This is a genomic window from Alcaligenes aquatilis, from assembly GCF_003076515.1.
Classification (GTDB): Bacteria; Pseudomonadota; Gammaproteobacteria; order Burkholderiales; family Burkholderiaceae_B; genus Alcaligenes; species Alcaligenes aquatilis.
This window is the reverse complement of the sequence record NZ_CP022390.1, coordinates 3,253,485-3,272,075: the sequence shown is the minus strand read 5'-3', so window position 1 is coordinate 3,272,075 and position 18,591 is coordinate 3,253,485. Positions and strand designations below refer to the sequence as shown.

Genomic DNA, 18,591 nt, shown 5'->3' with positions numbered 1-18,591 from the left:
ACCCTAGAAGCCGACCACATCAGCCAACTCCTGGAGGCGATGCTCCCAAGTGTGGAACTGGCGTACATAAGCCGCCCCCGCCGCCGCACGCTCGCAGTCCTGTGCAGAGGGGCCTTGGCGCAGACGAGAAAACAATTCACTGGCCTGCTCACGGGAATGCACCACGTGGCAGAAATCACGAAAATAACGATCCACCGCCCGACCGGGGTTAGTCACTGCAATACCTCCGCTGGCCAGAATTTCCAGCAAGCGGCGTGAGCACATGGTGTCGGAGTCCGTGACCGAATTCACGTTCAGACACATTACATGCTCTTTGTAGATACGCCCGGTCTCACGGTGCGGCACCTGGCTATGCACCTGTAAATGCGTCGAGCGAGGAAAGCGGAACTCAAGATGCCGAGACAGCCTGTCGTGATTTCTGTCATAGGCATTCAGATGCATTTGAGCATCCTCACAGGCCCCGAAAATCATGTCCAGAAAACGGCGACGTTCACTCAGGATACGGCGGTAATAACTGCCTGTAAAACACCCTTCCTTGCGCGTAAACCCAAAGCCCGTGAAATGATGAAACGCAGGCTGATACGGCATACTCAAGGTGTTCACGGGCACATCAGGATTCAGGCGGGCGCGATAGCGCGGCAGGCAATCGCTATCGGTGGTGAACACATAATCAAAAGCCTTGGCTACATCAATGAAGTGTTCAAAATACGCCCCGTCGTCCTTGTTCCAGAACACCGTGGGCACGCCCTGATCTTTAGCAAACTGCACCAGCTTGTAAATCGTGCGAGGCGTACGCAAACGAATCAGTCGCGACTGCTTGGCCAGCTCGTAACGCCACGCGCCACCCAAGCCATGAAACACGGACTCCACAAAGAGCAGATCCGGCTTCCAGGAGGAGATGACCTCCTCATAATTGCGCGGGTTCAGAATACGGATAGAGCATTCGGCTGACAGGCAATCTGCCGTGAAGTAGTCCGAGACCAAGGCCACTTTCAGTCGCCCAAACTGCCCTGTAGGCTTGCCGTCTTCGCTGACGGTGGGGTGCGTATAAATGCGAGCACCCAAAGCCCGGATTGCGCGGCCAATCATGAGTGAGTCCCGACCGGCAAAGCATGCACCACAAAGTCCGCCCAACTACGGCGCTGCGAGGCTTCTTCACGTGCCAAGGCACCGTCCTGCGCCAAGACCTCCGGCCCCACCTGAAACGCCTCATCCAGCACACGGGCCAAGTCCTGCACATCACCTGCTTTAAAAAAGCGTACCGAACGGCACGACCCAACCTCATCCTTGAACACCGGCAAATCCGGCACCAGAACAGGCTTGCCCATCGCCATCGCCTCGACCAACTTGATGGGCGGCACAATGCGACACACTTCAAAAGGACGACGAGGAATACATACCAATGCAGCCTTGGCCTGCAAAGCACGGGCCTCTTCAGGCGAGACCCGACCAGCAAACAGCACGTGCTGTTCCATACCCAGACTTTGTACCTGGGCCTGCAACTGCGCGCGCGCCTCCCCATCTCCAATAATGGTCAGGGTTACATCCTTGCCACGGCCCACCAGGTCCGCCACAGCGTCGATCAAAACATCCAGCCCCTCATAAACAATCAGGGAACCAGCGTAGACAATGGTATTGGGCTGCACATCCTGGGCATCGCCAGGAATAAAACGCGAGGGGTCCACGCAATTGGGCATCAGCCCCATACGTGCAGGATCCACGTTCCAGTGCTCGCAAGCGTATTGGCCCAACTGCTCGGAAATCACAAACAAACGATCTGCCTGGCTGGCAACCAGACCTTCCAGCTCCAGCCCCTGCTTGAAACCTTGAGAGTCCCGGAACTCCGGCATACGGGAGGCCCGGCTCAACTCCCATAAGCCACGCATTTCATATTGAAACGGAATGCCCAACTGACGCGCAGCAATCAAGGCCGGCAAGGCATTGACGTGGTTAGAAGCAGCATGGATGACGGCGACGCGCTGCTTGATGGCTTCCTGGGCGATGGAGGCGGCAGCTTCGATGGCGAACTGCATCACGGGGCGCTTGTTGGAAGGATTGCGAGCATGCGCATATCGCACCCCATCCACCAGGGTTTCATCTTGCTCGGCATCCACCAATCTGTCTTTACGATCCCATGGATAACCTGGGCGTGTCAGCACACAGATATCCCCACCTGCCGCCTGCATGGCGCGGATAATCTCGTGGGTACGGGTGGTGTAGCCGCTGATGTGATACGGCAAGGCACTAGCCGGCACATACAGCACACGTCCTGGCACAGGCTCATAAGGTGTCTCACGGCGCTGACCGCGCCGGGTTTGCCGACGCACCGTAAACAAGGTCAAACGCCGGCTCAGAGCCATCCAAGGCTCACGCAACAGCCCACGCCATAACTTAAAGAGCATTTCCCTCAAGCCTTTTTCTGAATTTTATTATCCGGTTCTGCTTGAAGCTCTGCCAGCGACAAGTCCACCGTATCAGGCACAACAATTTTTCCGCGAGCCTTCAAGTCCAGAAACTCTGCCGTCGTAATCACGTCATAATCTTTAGTCAGACGGGCCAGCAGCTTGCGATAGCCTTCCATGCGGCTATCGTCACGATATTCTCCCAAGCCGTTCTCGTCCCAGAACAGCAAGGACCAGGAGTGCAGCAGAAAGACAGCAAAGGAAGGGTTGCCGCTAAGGGTATTCAACAGCAGCTGCCCCCACCAGGGACGGAAGCGGAAATAGCTGGACTCTGGGTAAGTAAGGCGAGCCCACCACTCCGGCTTGCCTACCTTACCTAGAATCCGTTTCTCGGTCATAGGCACCTCAATCACGCCATTGGACCAAGTAAAAGGCTTGTTCGTGGGTTTGCTATAAATGCACTGATTGTTATGCACGGCGCATACAGAATTGTTGAAGGACAAAGGAATACCCACTGCCTTCAAAGCACGAATCGTGTCTGCGTTCCAGCGAAACGACCCGGCACGATGCGCTAGAACCGGCTTGCCTGTTACCTCGGACATCAAACCCGCAAAGTGCTTGAACACGAACTCGGCACGAGCCTGCTCGGTGTACTGGTTCATGTACTGTGGACGGTTCGACAAACCATGCTCTTTCCAGAAGCTGTCGGGCAAGTACTCCGGGTGCGTGTGCAGTTGCACATCCTGGCCTTGTTCATCCAGCCAGCGCACAACCTCTTTCAGCTCATCCAGACGCGAGTAAGCCCCGCACAAGTCCGTAAAGAACACATGCTTGACGCCGAACTCGTCACCGATCTTGCACATCTCGGCCACCCCGGCCGTACCTCTTGGAAATCGCCCCCAGATCAGACGATTAACGTGATCGTCAGAGGCGCGCTTGGGCAGTGCCTCTGTATCGACCGTAATCATTGCGTAGCGATCCCTCATACCTGTGTTTCTACCTGCTCTAAGTTAACTGTTCGCGAAAGACGGATTTTACCCCGCGCCTGCAGATCCAAAAAATCTGCTGTGGTGATCACGTCGTAGTCCTTAACAACTCGTTGCAAGAACAGGCGGTAGCCCTCCAGCAGACGGTCGTTGGTGTACTGGAAATGGCCATTTTCATCCAAATCCAGCAAAGACCAAGAATGCATCAACACCACCGAGACTTTGGGTAAAGACCACAGAGGATCCTTCCAGAAAGTCGTAGGCCGTGAACCATATTGAAAATAAGAAGACTCCGGGTAGGTCAGACTGGACCAGCGGTCCGGTTTGGCATCCAACACACCAGGGCTAAAGCGCTCTGTTACCGGGACTTCAATCGTGCCGTTGGACCAGGCGTAAGGCAAGCAATCAGGCTGGCCTGTTGGACAGCGCTTCAACAAGGCGGCCCGCATGGACTGGTTGAACGACAAGGGAATACCGACTGCCTGCAAGGCACGGATTGTGAGGGCATTCCAGCGGAAAGAACCGGCGCGATGGGCAAGGATGGGTTTGCCAGTGACGTCAGAGATCAGCTTGCCGAAGTGTCGGAAGACGAATTCGGCGCGGGCTTGGTCTTTGTACTCATTCATTAAAGCTGGACGATGGTCCAAACCGTGGTCCACCCAGAAAGACTTGGGCAAGGTTTCAGGATGGGCATGTAGCTGCACATCCTGACCTTGTTGATCCAGCCAGCGAACCGCTTCCAACATCTCAGATTGCTGTGTAAGCGTGGCGCATAAGTCCACAAAGAACACATGCTTGGCGCCGAACTCATCGCCAATAGAGCACATTTCACGAATTCCAGCAGTTCCGGTGGGGTGCTCGCCCCAGACCAGGCGTTGGACATGTTGATCCACTGCGCGCCTCGAAAGGGCTTCAGTATCTACTGTAAAGAACGCATAACGATCCCAACTCAATGTCAAGAAATCCTTAAAAAATCCTCTTACTATGCCAGCGTCATTTACACCCTACTAAGAATAAACAACGTAGATCTTTCACAGAAAAAATTGCTTCGCTATAAATCCAGCATCGAGTAATTAACAGACTCATCCCCAACCACTAGAGACAGAGAATCAATTTTTGTAAATAGCTTTATATCCTTACCCGTCCACAAATCAGAATCAAAACCAGCCAAAAAACCATCCAGAAAAACACTTAAACGATCATCAGATCTACAGATCTCAATATTTTCTTTAAATTTCTTAGACAAATTTTTCTTCAAATCAAAAGAAGGCTCCTTATAAATATCTTTATTTAGTTCCTTTTTTAATTGTAGCTTTTCTAAAAAATCATCTTTTCTTATTTTTGAAATTTTTTCCGACATCTTCACCAAACCATCAGGAGGCGTATCGTACGAAAAACCAAAAGGAGACTCATAAGGGAACCTATGTAAATCCATTTTATTATTCCCTATAATATCAAAAACAACCTTCCCTTGAGATTTTAAATCACTGCCTATCATTTTTGATGCCTGGAAAAACTCTTTTCTACCAAGAGGGTAATAAAGAAGTTTACCGGACCTCCATGAATCTCTATAATTTCCAAAATGATAGCGATTTCTATGAAGAAAATAATGATTATCTATAGAATCAAAAAAATCCTCACCCTCAATACCCGCCATTTCGTCCATAAACCAAGAAATGGAGTCTTCATAGTAAGACTTCAACTCCGGCCGTTTATTAACCAGCGCCGAAAAAACATAATACCCGCACTTCCGCTTATTTAATCTTTCTGACTCAATCTTAGAACCATAATTAATTTTTTTAAAATACTCAGCCCAAAACCCTCTTAAAACCTCGCCACACCCTCCAACTAACTCGACATAATTTCCATTATGGGTAGTCGAAGTGCAGTATCTACTGAAATTAGTACGGAAATAATTAGAAGACCTAAAAAACCTATAGTGATTCAATGCCTGATTAAAATCAATCGGCTCAACCAGAAAAGAACGAGAACCAGCCCATTGAAGATCATAATGAGAAACAATATCTAGCGCGATATCAAAATCACGATCGATAACATCAGACTGAAAGCTGCCACCATCCTCAAATCTCGGATTTGTTCTAATTGCCAAATCAGAAATAGAGTCAATTCCCAATGACAAAACAGCTCTTGAATCCTTACCTCCTGACAAGGAGAGTTCAGTATTCTGAAAACCAATTTCCTGAAGCCGTTGAAGATCAGCCTTTACAGCCCAAGAGCCCTGTTCAATCAACTCTTGATAAGATGCAGAAGTAAGATTATTTTTCTTTACTATTTTCCACGCCCCATCAGAAATCTCTATGATCTCATTAGGCAGCAAACGCTTAATCTGTTCACAAGAAGTATTAGCTGAGAAAGCCTGATCAAAAAAAGAATACGATGAAGCAAGCATTGGAAAAACAGCCGCTAAATCCAATTTTGGATAAAAACCATTTTTCCTAATACACGACAACAAAGAATCATAAGAGTTAGATAAGAAAAACCGCCCACCAAAAGCAGAATAAAAAATAGGGTAAAAACCAAAAAAATCAGTACAAACTATTTTTTTATTTTTATCTTGATAAATGGCTACCCACTCACCATCCAACTCACCTTGCACCAAACCACTAGAAATTTTAGGATAATAATCCCGCGAAAAAATCCGACCTTCCTTATAACCAACACCATCAAAGAGCAAAACCTTATCAGCTTCCTCTCTATTAACAGAACGACCCAAACCAAAAGAAACAACAAGTCTGTTAAACATAAAGCACCATGAGCTTCAATTCTGCTAAAAATTAATTAAAAATCTGTATTTCAGACTTAGCAATTATGTCCGAAGCACACTGCCTTCTAACCCTCTTTGCTGCTTCCATTGATTTCTCACAAAACTCATCGGGATTTTCATATAACTGAAGAATTGCCGCAGCCAACGCCTCTGCACTTTCAGGCTTTACAAGAAAACCACTTAGGTCATCGACAAACTCTGGAATAGCAGTTACTGCCGTTGTCACTGGGACCAAGCCAGATGCCATTGCCTCATCCCTAGATACACCTTGAGAATCCATACGAGTAGGAGTTAAAAACACTCCATACTCCTTGTGCATCTGAGCGATTTCATGATGCGTAATAAACTTCCGTTCAATATTCACATTAGAAAATTGACGAAGCGGTGCCACGGTTTCTTCAAACAAGACACCATCCCCAATAAATTTAAACTCAAGATCATTAAAAACAGGTTCTTTTGACAGCTTCAATATTGCTTGGACACTTAAATCATTTGCATATTTTCTTGAGGCATATGGACGAATAGACAAAACCTTTTTTCTTTGTTCAGCATCCTTCTCTCTATAGCTGAATAACCCGACATCAATTGGATTATGAATAATGCTGTATTTTTCTTTTGGAAGCCTTACCTTCAAATCCTCAAATACCTCTTCAGCAAAATAAGAAGACACAAAGACCACATGGAAATTATCAGGCGGATTACTGAACAACCTCTTCCAGAAACCCATCCTATTATCACTAAGTTTTTTCTGACGAGCTATTTCCGACTCACTCATTAATTCAAACTCAAATTCCCGCCGCCACCAAGACTGAATTTCTGATCCATGAGCCCACACTGTAATTTGGACTTTATCCACATATTTTTCTAAAACCTTCCACATATTCTGATCCATGATATGGACTAGAACATGCTTCACCTGTCCAGTAGCAAGTGTTGCTTCTAACAAACGTGCATCACCTGTTGCAACATCAACATTCGCGAACTCTCTGTATTCCGCCGGCCCGTTGTGAATCTTATACATATCCACCAACTGCCCTGCCTCTTTATAAGCACGGATACGGCTATGCACAAATCCATAACGATATAGATCGTCATATGCTGGGTACTGTTTAGCAAGCACTAAATAAGGTGATTTCGTAATAACTGCAGCAGGTCTTTCCGCTGTACTACCTAGCACCAACTTTTCTATTGTTATTTCACCAGGCCCCTCAATGCGAAGACCAAAGCGAACCTTTGTACAATGCGCAGGTATCGCAAGTGCATGTTTATCCCCTGCCGGATTCATTTGGTAGGATATTTTTTTTCCTCGTTTGTCCTGAAACTCAAAGACGGTTTTTATATTTATTAATTGCTCACAATGTAGATGAAACTGGCTATTAAGCACCAAATTCAGATCCTGACGAACTCGTGCATTTCTAGAGTACAGATAAAGGTGCTGACCGGGTTCAAGTGTAGACACTAACCGTATCTGTCCATCAACAATAGAAAGCGTCACACCCTCCTTAGACGGGATCCACTCCAGTAGCTCTTGCGCGCCCAGCTGTGGCAGGCTACTGCTATCGTCTGCATCCTCCTGCGAAAATGCTGGCAACCCCTCCGCAACAGCTGCCAGATGATTGCAGAAAGACACACCTTGATCTAGTAGCATTAGATCCATGGCTACTGCCCTGCTTTGATCAGACAGGGCTGACCCATGAGCGATGTAATTGAACTCGTCAATCGCCAGCATTCCAGGAACCTGGATATTGGCCTGCCCTGGATTCAGCCAGGAACGTGCCACTTGGTGATGTTTCCACGCTGAACCTCGCACCAGTGCAGCACGTAAAGGCAATATGTCTACTTCTCGGTACTGATGCGAATCCCCTAGCAGGACGGGGACACCATCACGGGCACAATAATGAGCTGATTTCCCGAAAGCCGAGGCTGTAGTATAGGTACTTGCCAAGGCTAAATCCGTCAGATAGTGCTCTCCATAATAGTCATCGGCATGCATTTCACCTATCAAATCATCTTTCGACAATGACATAGTGGCTTGGAAGGCATCCTCGAGAACGGAGTAACAAGTAACACCCTCAACATTCGCCACACCCTCTGGTGTAACGAGGTACAACTGCTTGTTCTTATAATTTTGGCGCTGAAAAGAATCCAGAATCCGCTGCTGTTCCGACCCATTTTTTGCTTCAGCAAGTAGAACAACTAAAGGCTGATGAACAGCAAATTTTTTCCCCGTCAGTTTAGCTTGGATATAGGCTAAACGCTGAGCATAAGTATGCTCAGTCATCACCTTGCGTAAACCTAGAAGACGCAGCTTACGATAATGCAGCTCATCACTAATGATTGGCCGCATACGTTCAGCAATTTGCTCTTGATTATCTGAAGATACAACGAGATCCCCAAAAAGCAGGCGAGTGCCACGGGAGAAATTTGAAACAACAACAGTATTGGAAGCCAACAACTCAAATACCCGTCGAGCAAACATCGTCTGTGACTGCTTGATGGTATTCATGTTTATGCCATATCGATAACCTTTATACGCCCGATCAATCTCCGAAAATGGCAATTTACCCAAGATCATGGGCTTGTATTCGTCAGGAAAAGTGTAATGCGGGTGAGGGTTATCAGCATTGCGATCATATATATCAACCGGCCTCAAACCCTTGACAGCACCGATCAGAGCCGCAAAGTCACGCTGACGCTCTGGATAACGGAGGTAGTACGAACCCGCAAAATTAAAAGCATCTTTTCGATCAAAAATCTCCAGAGGGTTATGCGTTTTTGGTTGGGCGGCAAAAGGCAGGAAATAGACATGATCGTGGCCAACACGGGCTTTATATTTAGGCACACAATCAATATCTGTCGTAAAGACGTAATCCACTTGCTTGGCCAAGGGGATAAAGGTGCCAAAATGCACAGGATCCTCTTTATTCCAAAACAAGGTTGGTACGCCATTACGCTTGCACCAATCAATGCACGCATTAATTTCCGGGCCATTTGTACTGATCTTCAGCTTCCAGAGCTGTTCAAATCCCTGCCAGGCTGACTCAATAAAAAGTATATGTGGCTTAAACCTTTCCAACTGCTCAATGCAGTGCTCAGGGTGCAACTGCAACAGCTCACACTCCGGGTCATAGGAGTGAAAAGTAAACTCATCCATCACCCCCGCCACACGCAGCTGCTTGACGGGTAAGCTAGCCAGCTCACCATAGCCTGCGGACGCACCTAAACGAGACTGGCATAAAGCCAGGTTCGCAGCAAAGAACTGATGCCCCAACTGCTCACCCAGCTCTTTGTACAGGGCCATCGCCTGTGCAAACTCTCCATCGCGAAATGCCCGCGCAGCACTACTTACTTTTGATTGCAACATATCAGCCTTTTCTGCCTTCCTAACGCTTATTCCGCGAACAAACCTACAACATCAATACACTGAGCATGCTTGCGAATCTCAGCAACTTGCTCAATGAATGGACGGTGTTTGACAAGAACGCAGACGACGTCAGCATCAGCCAGCGCGCTACCCAGAGCGGACAGCTCAATTCCAGTGCCTTGTAGCTTGGCGGGCAATTCTTTGATGTTGGGTTCTACGGCGTGTACTTTGCATCCCAGGCTGGCGATCTTCTTGGCAACACCAACAGCAGGGCTTTCGCGCAAGTCATCAATATCGGGTTTAAAGGCCAAGCCCAGGCATGCCACTTTAATGTCTGCCATGCGTGCGTCAGGACGCAGCGACAGCACTCCGGCAATAGCGGCTTTGACTTTCTCCACAACCCACTCAGGTTTGTAGTCGTTGATCTCGCGAGCCAAGCGAACAATGCGGGCCTCTTCAGGTGTTTTGTCCACGATGAACCAAGGGTCCACAGCGATGCAATGACCACCCACCCCGGCACCAGGCTGCAAAATATTAACGCGTGGGTGACGGTTAGCCAGGCTGATCAGTTCCCACACATTAATATTCAAGCGATCACAAATCAGGGACAGCTCGTTGGCAAATGCGATATTGACATCGCGGAAGCTGTTCTCGGTCAGTTTGCACATTTCAGCGGTACGGGCATTGGTTGGCACCAAAGCACCTTCCACAAAGATCCGGTACAGCTCGGTAGCCATCTCGGTGGCTTTTTGTGTCATGCCGCCAATTACGCGGTCGTTACTCACCAATTCATGAACGACACGACCTGGCAAAACACGCTCTGGGCAATAGGCAACCTGAATGTCAGCTTCCTCGCCTGCTTGCTGAGGGAAACTCAAATCAGGACGGGCCTCGGCCAGCCACTGGGCCAACTGCTCAGTCGTACCCACCGGGGAAGTGGACTCCAGAATGACCAGATTGCCTTTGGCCAACACGGGAGCAATGGCTTTGGCTGCATCGGCGATATAGCTCAGGTCAGGTTTGTTGCCTTCCAGGAACGGAGTGGGGACAGCAATCAAAAACGCGTCAGCGGCTTCTGGCGTCAGCGTAGCGCGCAAATAGCCACCGTGCACAGCAGCCTGCACCAGCATATCCAGTTCAGGTTCAACAATATGAATCCGGCCCTGATTAATCGTATCGACCGCGTAAGCATTCACATCAACGCCAATGACCTTTTTGCGGCGGGAGGCAAATAATGTGGCAGTAGGCAGGCCAATATAGCCCAGGCCGATCATGGATAAAGTTTCAAACATGCTGGTTTTCCGAATCAAGAGATCAAGGTTTTTAGAATTTCGCTAATACGGGTGGCGGCTTTGCCGTCCCCATAAGGGTTGTGCGCCCGTGCCATACGCTCATATTCTGCAGCGTCATCCAGCAACTGCGTGGCTGCGCTGACAATGGCGTGTGTTTCTGTTCCCACCAAACGCACCGTTCCTGCATCCACGGCTTCAGGACGCTCGGTTGTGTCTCGCATCACCAATACCGGTTTGCCCAAAGAAGGCGCTTCTTCTTGAATGCCCCCGGAGTCAGTGACCAAAAGATCACAACGATCCATTAGGTAAACAAAGGGCAAATAATCCAATGGTTCGATCAAATGAACGTCGGAAACGTCGGATAAGATACGACGTACTGGTTCCTGAACATTTGGATTCAAGTGCACGGGATACACCACCTGCACATCGCCACGGGAGGCAATCTGGCGCAAAGCCAGGCAAATGTTTTCAAAGCCGGAACCAAAGTTCTCGCGACGATGCCCCGTCACCAGAACCAAGCGTTTAGCTGGATTGATAAAAGAGAACTGAGCCTCAAAACGGCTACGCAGTTCCGAGTCCTGGCGTACGCGCGCTGCTACATCCAACAGCGCATCAATGACGGTATTGCCTGTAATATGCACCGTCTTGGGATCGACACCCTCATGCAATAAATGAGACTGCGATTGCTCGGTGGGAGCAAAGTGCACATCAGCCAACACGCCCGCTTGGCGACGGTTCATTTCCTCTGGCCAAGGCGAGTACTTATTGTGAGTACGCAGGCCAGCCTCTACGTGACCGACCTTGATCTTGGCGTAATAAGCTGACAACGCTGCAGCCATCGTAGTGGTCGTATCACCATGCACCAAAATCATGTCTGGTTGCCATTGCTTGTACACATCACGCATACCCAACAACACATTACTGGTGATGTCATACAGGTCCTGACCTGGCTTCATCAGGTTCAAGTCAAAATCAGGTTTGATGGAAAAAATATCCAGAACCTGATCCAGCATCTGGCGGTGCTGACCCGTGACACACACGCGCGCTTCAAATGCAGAGTCAGCAGCCAATGCCTTAACCACCGGAGCCATTTTGATGGCCTCCGGTCGTGTGCCAAATACAGTCAAAATCTTCATAAAATTACTTTGTGCCTTTAGGGTGAACAGTTAATAAACAGGCGTCTTTCTCAAACTTGTATGCAGTGGATGTGCCCGCAAGCCCTTGAGCTTCTATATCTGCCAACCAACGTTGAGCGACTTGCTTTTCATCTTCGCGGATATAGTCATCCATCAAAAAATCAATATGGACATTGGGGAAATGCTCCATTAACAAAGGACCTGCGGGGTATCGAGCTTGAGGGCCCGTAGCCGCCGGAGGACCATCTACAATCACCAAAATGCGTTTTCGAGTAACTTGCTTTTGTTTGGCCAGTTTGGCCAAGGTGCTTTGGCAGCTGTAATATGGATAAACTTGGCCGTCCGCAGACTGCCAGTCCTTGAGTGGTGCCAGTGTCAGCTGTGCAGCCTGCTCCAACCCTGCTTGTTGAAGATGAGCTAAGGTTTGCTCGTAATACGAATCCAAATGCTCAAAAGACACGAACTGGGTCTGTCGGGTATCACCACGTTCCGCCATCAACGCCAATGTCTTAGCCACAATAACGGTGGACATGCCTGACCCAAACTCAATAACAAGGTCGTAAGGTTTAAGCACCAATTGCCGCATCAAACATAATGCAAAGTCAGCAGAGATTGGCCAACTGTGGGCCTCACTGTTAAATGCAGGTAGCACTCCAGTGGCAAAATACTCTTGCATCCCAACAAAGGACTGGAGCTGACGTACCGCATTAGCACTATTATTCTTAACCGCTGTTTCAATATGGCGACGAACACGGAGCAGCTCTTCGGATTGTTTTTTAAACAATTCCTCTTGTATCCCTGGAACTGCCGCGTCACGAGCGGCCAAGGACTGCACTTGGGCACTCAAGCGCTCTAGCAGATCTGTTTCACGCGCAGTCTGCGCCGACAATGATTGCTGTAACTCCAGTTGGCGTGCCTCCAGTGCGGCTTTACTCTTTTCCAAGCTCAGTTGCTCTTTAGCTTGCTGCAACAACTCCCCCTGACGCTGTGCGGCTAAAGCTATGTACTCATCACGAACTTGAAAAGCTTGGCTCAATTGAGCCTGCAAAGACTTATGGTCTGTTCGCTCCACATTGATTTGCTGCCTTGCCTCATCTCGTTCCTGCGTTATTGCCTGAACTTGAGATTGCAACGCATGCACTTCATCCAAGCGCTGAGCAGCAAGCACAACCAATCCATCACGGGCCTCCCTTAACTCCTGCACTTGCACAAGCAAAGAGTCCTTTTCTTCCTGAGCATCCCGCAGTTGCACCCGAAATTCCTCACACTCTGCGACTGATTCTTCTAACTGCACCAGCAGGGACTCAACCTCCTCCAAACGTTGCTCTGCAATTGCAAGTGACTCATCATGAGCGATACGCAAAATTTGAAGCTGCGACAAGGCTTCCTCTTTCTCGCGGTGGTGCATCTGCAGCTCATCCTTAAGCTGCTCACATTGCTGGGCCATATCCGCCAAGCCACCTTGCACAGTGACACATTGTTCAAACCATTGCCCTGCTTGTGCCTCTTTGTCCTCCAGAGCTTGCCTGATCCGTTTCAGATCAGCTTGCAAACCCACGCACTCACGTTGCGTCTGTAACTTCAACTGTTCTTCTTGCTCCAGCTCACGCTTCAAATCCGCTACTTGTTTGAGTGCAGCCTGCGTATTGCCCTGCTCCTGACGCATGAACTGTCGCTGCTGATCTTCTTGCTGGCTTCGCTCTTGAAGGGTTGTCTGATGATCCTGCTGTAATCGCTGGATCTGTGCTCGCAATGCTTCAACTACTACAAGTTGCTCTTGTTTTTCTTGATTCAGACGCTGCACCTCATCGCGCACGCTAGACAGCTGTATTTCTTGCTGTTTAAGAGTACTGACCATTGCGTTGCGTGATTCAGCCAGCTCCGCCCACTGACGCTGCACCGCCGCATGCTGCGCCTCAACATCAGATACAGAGCGGACTTGATCTAAACGAAACTCTTTCGCCTGCTTCAGCAAACGATCGCGTTGACGCGCCTCAGAGTCAGTAAAAGACACATCCTCGGGTAAGAGCGCCAAGAGTGCTTCTGCCTCAAGCAAATCACCAGACTCATGCAATCGAAACGCCAACCATTTTTGACGGAACCCACGTGGCTCCAACGCAAAGGCCCGGCGCGCCATCGCCGCAACCAAGGTTGGTTCAGCCGTCATATAAGTCCGGGCTACAGCTGTCCACGCACTGGCTTGCACACTTTTTGAAACTGAAGCCTGGTTCAGCAAGGATTCGACTTGAGAGTCCCCCCCTTGCTGATACGCCTGAATAACTTTGTCGAAAGATTTCCCACCCAGTGCAGCAGGAGGCTGGGTGCGACGATTTTGACGCCAAGCCTGACGCAAACGCCCCGGCACCGAGATCAACGAGCCTGTAGACTGCACACCCTCAATCAAAATGTCGCCAAGCTGTTTAGCTAAAGCATATTGAGTCTTTAAGTCATGTAGCTGGGTTTGCACCTTAAGCAGGCACTCCAAGCGAACACTTTCCGCCTGAATCTCGATAAGCCGCACGTCCACAGGTGCCACATTAATGACTGTCGGCTTCAAATCACGCCCAGTTGCTTGGGGGTGATCATACAAACGCCCTAACTCCTCCTGCACGACTTGCAGTTGATCAAACAACAGCCGGTTCTCCTCTTCTAAACATTGCGCATGCGTGGATACCGGTTTCTCATGACCTAATTCAGAAGGCACAACAGGTGACATAGACATTTAAATGGATTTCCTATCTTTCTTATTAGTCCACATGGTCCAAGACAATGCTCTTGAGCAGCTTCAAAATCCCGGCCAGGATCAGCGCCAACAGCAAAGTCACCAAGGTGTTGTACAGACGACGCGGCTCCATCGGATACTCGGGCAAGGTGGCGGACTGCAGCACAGACACTTTCTCCAACATGCGAGTGGCATCAATCCTGCCTTTCTCCAAAGCAGTTAAAGAGGATTTGTAGAGCTCTTGTGTGAACTTCACATTCATATCCAAGCGATAAAACTCTTCTACATAGGCATTCAACGTGCCGCCGGACGGCGTCGCCAACTTCAGCTTTTCTTGCTTAATTTGCTCGTCCACTGCTTTCAAAGACTGTTTAAGCATCAGAATATTGGGATGGTCACGATCCAATGACTTGGGCAAAGAGGCCAATTGGGTCTGCAACTGAGCCCGCTGCCCTTCCAAGGCAGCCACAATCGCATTAATACTTTCTGCTGTGGCTTGTGGGGACAATAAACCGGCTTCATTCTGGTAGTTCAGCAAGTCCTGGCTCGCTTGTTGAAAGCGCTCCTGCGCCTGGTCAACCTGAGTAACCAAGAAATCGACCTGAACCTGGGCCATTTCATGGCCCAAGACGTTCATATAACGCTCGCCTTCCTTAACCAGCAGCTCCGTAATCGCCTGAGCCATCTCGGGGCTATAAGCTTGGACCTTGATGCGCAACACACCAGAGAAATCATCAAACTCCACTTCGACACGACGCAGGTAATGACGGTGAAACCACTCTAGCGACGCATCCTGGAACCACATCCGCGACACCAGATCATGATCCGAGGAGCTGTAATGCGTACGTAAATCCAAAGACTGATCGAGCTTTTTAAGCATGTCCACGGACAGCAAGTAATCACGCAACAACAACTGGTTCGCGCGATCAACAGTAGCCACACCCGATACCAACATCCCTAAGTCAAAAGAGGGGGCTCCTACCGAGTCTGTCTTTCGGATAATGACGTTAGCCTCGGACACATAGCGGTTCGAGGCAAAGATCAACCAGTACGCCGACGTCAAAACAGCCAGGATCAAAATCACACGTACGGCATAATCAAATAAGCGCAATGAAAACCACGAACGCAGGCGAGCTCCAAAGGTAGGTTTCTTTGAAACGGCTTGATTAGAAGCGGTGCTAGCCGCCTGCGTAGTGACTTGAGGTGTATCTGTCATTTTGGAAGCGAATCCTTGTAGGCATTGAGCGCATCGTCAATCTGGTCAAACCAGTGCGCTCGTCCTTGATGCAGCCAGACACCCGCCTGGCAAAATTGTTTTAAGGTTTTATTGTCGTGAGCCACCATGATCAAGCCCGCGCGATTGGTCATGGTTTTAAAGGCGTCCGCGGCTTTTTTACGGAATGCCGCATCACCCGCTGCCGTCACCTCGTCCGAGATGTACACATCGAAATTAAAGGCAAACGACAACGCAAACTGAAGGCGGGAGCGCATTCCAGAGGAGTAGGTATAGACCGGTTCCTCAAAAGCTCGACCCAGTTCAGAAAAATCTTTAATAAAAGCCAGCCGATCTGCCAGATCTTCTTGATGACCATGCACTCTGCACACAAACTTGGCGTTTTGGCGGCCGGTCAAGGTGCCCTCCAACCCCCCGTTGCCCATGGGCCACGACACCCTGCACATACGCTGCACCGTTCCCTTATTGGGGTGATCCACCCCACCGATCAAGCGCAACAACGTAGATTTCCCAGCACCGTTAGAGCCAATCAAACCCACATTTACCTTGGGTGGGATTGTCAGGTTGACCCCTTCCAACACCCAACGGCCCACACCATGGGCGGTCTTGTAGCGCTTATAAACATCCTTGACGACGATCATTTCATCACCAACTGCTGTGTAAAGCGTCTATACAAAACCAGGCCCAGAAACAAGCTGACCACCCCCCATAGGTACAGGTATCCCATGCTGACGCCAGGCACCATGTGGTAGTAATTCGCAAACCCTTTACGCACCAACTCCAGTCCATGCACCAAAGGATTGAACAAGAGCAGATCCCGATAAGGCTGGGGAACAGCAGAAATCGGCATGATGACCCCGGAGATCAAGTACAACGGCATCATCATGAGTTTCAATATGTGCTCTGTCTCACGAACCAAGGCCATCAAGACAGAGGCCACCAAGCCATAGCCCACACCAAAAAGCCATAACCCAAACATCGCCACCAAAACCTGCAAGGGGTCATCAGGCCGTACGTCATGCCCAAGCAAGGCAGCCCCCGCTAAGATAATGGCGGACACCAAGGTCATCAAAAATGCTTCCAAAACACCTCGTGCGACATACGTGTCAAAGGGATGCACCTGCCTGTAAGCAAACAAAGGCTTATTACTATCTGCGGCATACATCACCTGCATCGCCGTACGACGAAACATAAAAAACGCCAGCATCCCCACCACAATCCAAACGGTGACATCAATGCCACCGACTGTGCGCAAACGAATCACGGTGAAGATAAACGTGATGAAACTGATATGCAGCACCGGCTCCATCAACAACCAGAACCAGGCAGCCCGCATATCAAACAGACGGTCCAAGGATTCGCGCAAAAGCAGCGCCCGCCAGACCGACCAGGTGACGGCCATGGGGCTGCGCACCTGATTACTCATCTCGACCTCGACTAAAAATTTTGCGTTCAACCATGAGGCTCATCACTTCATCATGTTGTTCAAGGTCGTACTAGGCACGGCCACCGACACCACAAGACGCAGGAACTTCTGGAATTCAGCCGCTGGCGAATTGGAGACATAAATCACGTCCTTGTCCTGAACCGGGAAGTTCTGGGTGACAAAGAAAGAAGCCGGGTCACGCAGGTCGATCTCGTACACCACGGGTACGAGGCCCTGCTTGTCCAGCAGGGTCGACTCTGGCGCACCGTCCACCAGCGCAGCATCTTCAAAGCGAAAGACAAACACACCGCGAGCATCAGCACGTGAGGTATCCAGGCCGCCGGAACGGGCCAGGGCCTGCACCAGGGAGATACCTTGGGCTTCAAACGGAATCTCTTCGTTCTTGCCTGTGGCGCCCAAAATAGAGAAGCTTTGGTTCTGATACAGCGCCGTGATCACATCGCCCGGCTTTAACATGATGTTCTGGCTCGGATTACGGATGATCGTATCCAAGGCCATCGTCGATGTGTTCTGCTCGCGCGAGAGCTGAATGGCGATACTGTTTACCGCTTGTTTAACGCCACCTCCGGCGGCCAAGGCATCCAGCAGGCGCTCGCCTTTCGGTGTCAAGGGCATCAAGGTGCTTTGATTGACTTCACCCACCACCGTTACGTTGGAAGAGTTGTTCTGGGTGACACGCACCAATACTTGGGGGTTATTGGCCTTGCCTTGCAAACGCTTGGCAATGCTTTCTTCAATCTGTTGGGTGTTGTGGCCCTGGACAGCAATACGGCCTGCAAAAGGCATGCTGATCATGCCATCTGAGGTCACCATTTGTGACGGGAAGGCAACGGCATTCGTCGTCGCTGCCGTCGCCTTGGGATCCAAGGAAATACTGCCAAACAGCATGGCAGGCGGCGCTTCCCATACCGACACTTCCAGCACATCGCCGGGGCCAATCAGGTAGTTGTTCGAGCCCGTGCTAGGGAACTGGGCAGCAAAGTCACCCATGCGCTTTTTAGCGGCCAGTTTCTTGGTCAGGGAGTCAGTCACATTGACCAGAGTGATGCCTTCGATACGGCCATCACGTCGTTCCTGCACTTGCTGGCGGCTGGGGCCATCGGCTGGCATCCAGTCAGGCATCGTGGCACATCCGGCCAGTACGGCGACCAGGGTACTGGCCAGTACGGGCCGTCCTATTGCGGCGATCTTGCTAACTGCTGTGTGTAGTAATTGAGACATGC

At 49.8% G+C, this 18,591-nt stretch carries 13 protein-coding genes; all 13 read right to left on the bottom strand.

The window, feature by feature from the left end; translation table 11 throughout:
- Window positions 1–3: 3 nt before the first annotated feature.
- Window positions 4–1,089 carry a CgeB family protein gene (locus tag CA948_RS14975; RefSeq protein ID WP_108728415.1) on the bottom strand — a complete coding sequence of 362 codons (1,086 nt, stop codon included), beginning with the start codon at window positions 1,087–1,089 and terminating at the stop codon, window positions 4–6.
- Window positions 1,086–2,402: a glycosyltransferase gene (locus tag CA948_RS14970; RefSeq protein ID WP_108728414.1), complete on the bottom strand. Its 1,317-nt coding sequence runs from the start codon at window positions 2,400–2,402 to the stop codon at window positions 1,086–1,088. The genes CA948_RS14975 and CA948_RS14970 overlap by 4 nt, the downstream gene beginning before the upstream one ends.
- A 5-nt stretch (window positions 2,403–2,407) precedes the next feature.
- Window positions 2,408–3,388, bottom strand: coding sequence for a polysaccharide deacetylase family protein (locus CA948_RS14965; protein ID WP_108728413.1), 981 nt, complete (start codon window positions 3,386–3,388; stop codon window positions 2,408–2,410).
- Window positions 3,385–4,281 carry a polysaccharide deacetylase family protein gene (locus CA948_RS14960; protein ID WP_238988605.1) on the bottom strand — a complete coding sequence of 299 codons (897 nt, stop codon included), beginning with the start codon at window positions 4,279–4,281 and terminating at the stop codon, window positions 3,385–3,387. Before CA948_RS14960 ends, CA948_RS14965 begins: the two co-directional genes overlap by 4 nt.
- A gap of 158 nt (window positions 4,282–4,439) precedes the next feature.
- Window positions 4,440–6,152 carry an asparagine synthetase B family protein gene (locus CA948_RS14955; protein ID WP_108728411.1) on the bottom strand — a complete coding sequence of 571 codons (1,713 nt, stop codon included), beginning with the start codon at window positions 6,150–6,152 and terminating at the stop codon, window positions 4,440–4,442.
- Window positions 6,153–6,183: 31 nt separating this feature from the next.
- Window positions 6,184–9,537 (bottom strand): glycosyltransferase, encoded by a 3,354-nt coding sequence (locus CA948_RS14950; protein WP_108728410.1) that lies wholly within the window; start codon window positions 9,535–9,537, stop codon window positions 6,184–6,186.
- A gap of 26 nt (window positions 9,538–9,563) precedes the next feature.
- Complete coding sequence (wecC, locus tag CA948_RS14945; protein WP_108728409.1) at window positions 9,564–10,829, bottom strand: UDP-N-acetyl-D-mannosamine dehydrogenase; 1,266 nt, start codon at window positions 10,827–10,829, stop codon at window positions 9,564–9,566.
- A 14-nt stretch (window positions 10,830–10,843) separates the two neighbouring features.
- Window positions 10,844–11,965 (bottom strand): non-hydrolyzing UDP-N-acetylglucosamine 2-epimerase, encoded by a 1,122-nt coding sequence (gene wecB / locus CA948_RS14940; protein WP_108728408.1) that lies wholly within the window; start codon window positions 11,963–11,965, stop codon window positions 10,844–10,846.
- 4 nt (window positions 11,966–11,969) lie between these two features.
- Window positions 11,970–14,687 carry a coiled-coil domain-containing protein gene (locus CA948_RS14935; protein ID WP_108728407.1) on the bottom strand — a complete coding sequence of 906 codons (2,718 nt, stop codon included), beginning with the start codon at window positions 14,685–14,687 and terminating at the stop codon, window positions 11,970–11,972.
- 25 nt (window positions 14,688–14,712) lie between these two features.
- Window positions 14,713–15,903: a KpsE/RkpR family capsule polysaccharide export protein gene (locus tag CA948_RS14930; RefSeq protein WP_203226723.1), complete on the bottom strand. Its 1,191-nt coding sequence runs from the start codon at window positions 15,901–15,903 to the stop codon at window positions 14,713–14,715.
- A complete protein-coding gene (locus CA948_RS14925; protein ID WP_108728406.1) occupies window positions 15,900–16,562 on the bottom strand; it encodes an ABC transporter ATP-binding protein in 663 nt (220 codons plus the stop codon). The genes CA948_RS14930 and CA948_RS14925 overlap by 4 nt, the downstream gene beginning before the upstream one ends.
- Window positions 16,559–17,347, bottom strand: a complete 789-nt coding sequence (locus CA948_RS14920) for an ABC transporter permease (protein ID WP_108728405.1) — start codon at window positions 17,345–17,347, stop codon at window positions 16,559–16,561. Before CA948_RS14920 ends, CA948_RS14925 begins: the two co-directional genes overlap by 4 nt.
- A 42-nt stretch (window positions 17,348–17,389) precedes the next feature.
- Window positions 17,390–18,589, bottom strand: coding sequence for a polysaccharide biosynthesis/export family protein (locus CA948_RS14915; RefSeq protein WP_230019385.1), 1,200 nt, complete (start codon window positions 18,587–18,589; stop codon window positions 17,390–17,392).
- Window positions 18,590–18,591 lie beyond the last annotated feature (2 nt).

Coding starts and splice junctions, on each gene's coding strand:
- CA948_RS14975 (WP_108728415.1), bottom strand. CDS start 1,089: ATGATTGGCCGCGCAATCCGGGCTTTGGGTGCTCGCATTTATACGCAC.
- CA948_RS14970 (WP_108728414.1), bottom strand. CDS start 2,402: ATGCTCTTTAAGTTATGGCGTGGGCTGTTGCGTGAGCCTTGGATGGCT.
- CA948_RS14965 (WP_108728413.1), bottom strand. CDS start 3,388: ATGAGGGATCGCTACGCAATGATTACGGTCGATACAGAGGCACTGCCC.
- CA948_RS14955 (WP_108728411.1), bottom strand. CDS start 6,152: ATGTTTAACAGACTTGTTGTTTCTTTTGGTTTGGGTCGTTCTGTTAAT.
- CA948_RS14950 (WP_108728410.1), bottom strand. CDS start 9,537: ATGTTGCAATCAAAAGTAAGTAGTGCTGCGCGGGCATTTCGCGATGGA.
- wecC (WP_108728409.1), bottom strand. CDS start 10,829: ATGTTTGAAACTTTATCCATGATCGGCCTGGGCTATATTGGCCTGCCT.
- wecB (WP_108728408.1), bottom strand. CDS start 11,965: ATGAAGATTTTGACTGTATTTGGCACACGACCGGAGGCCATCAAAATG.
- CA948_RS14935 (WP_108728407.1), bottom strand. CDS start 14,687: ATGTCTATGTCACCTGTTGTGCCTTCTGAATTAGGTCATGAGAAACCG.
- CA948_RS14930 (WP_203226723.1), bottom strand. CDS start 15,903: ATGACAGATACACCTCAAGTCACTACGCAGGCGGCTAGCACCGCTTCT.
- CA948_RS14925 (WP_108728406.1), bottom strand. CDS start 16,562: ATGATCGTCGTCAAGGATGTTTATAAGCGCTACAAGACCGCCCATGGT.
- CA948_RS14920 (WP_108728405.1), bottom strand. CDS start 17,347: ATGAGTAATCAGGTGCGCAGCCCCATGGCCGTCACCTGGTCGGTCTGG.
- CA948_RS14915 (WP_230019385.1), bottom strand. CDS start 18,589: ATGTCTCAATTACTACACACAGCAGTTAGCAAGATCGCCGCAATAGGA.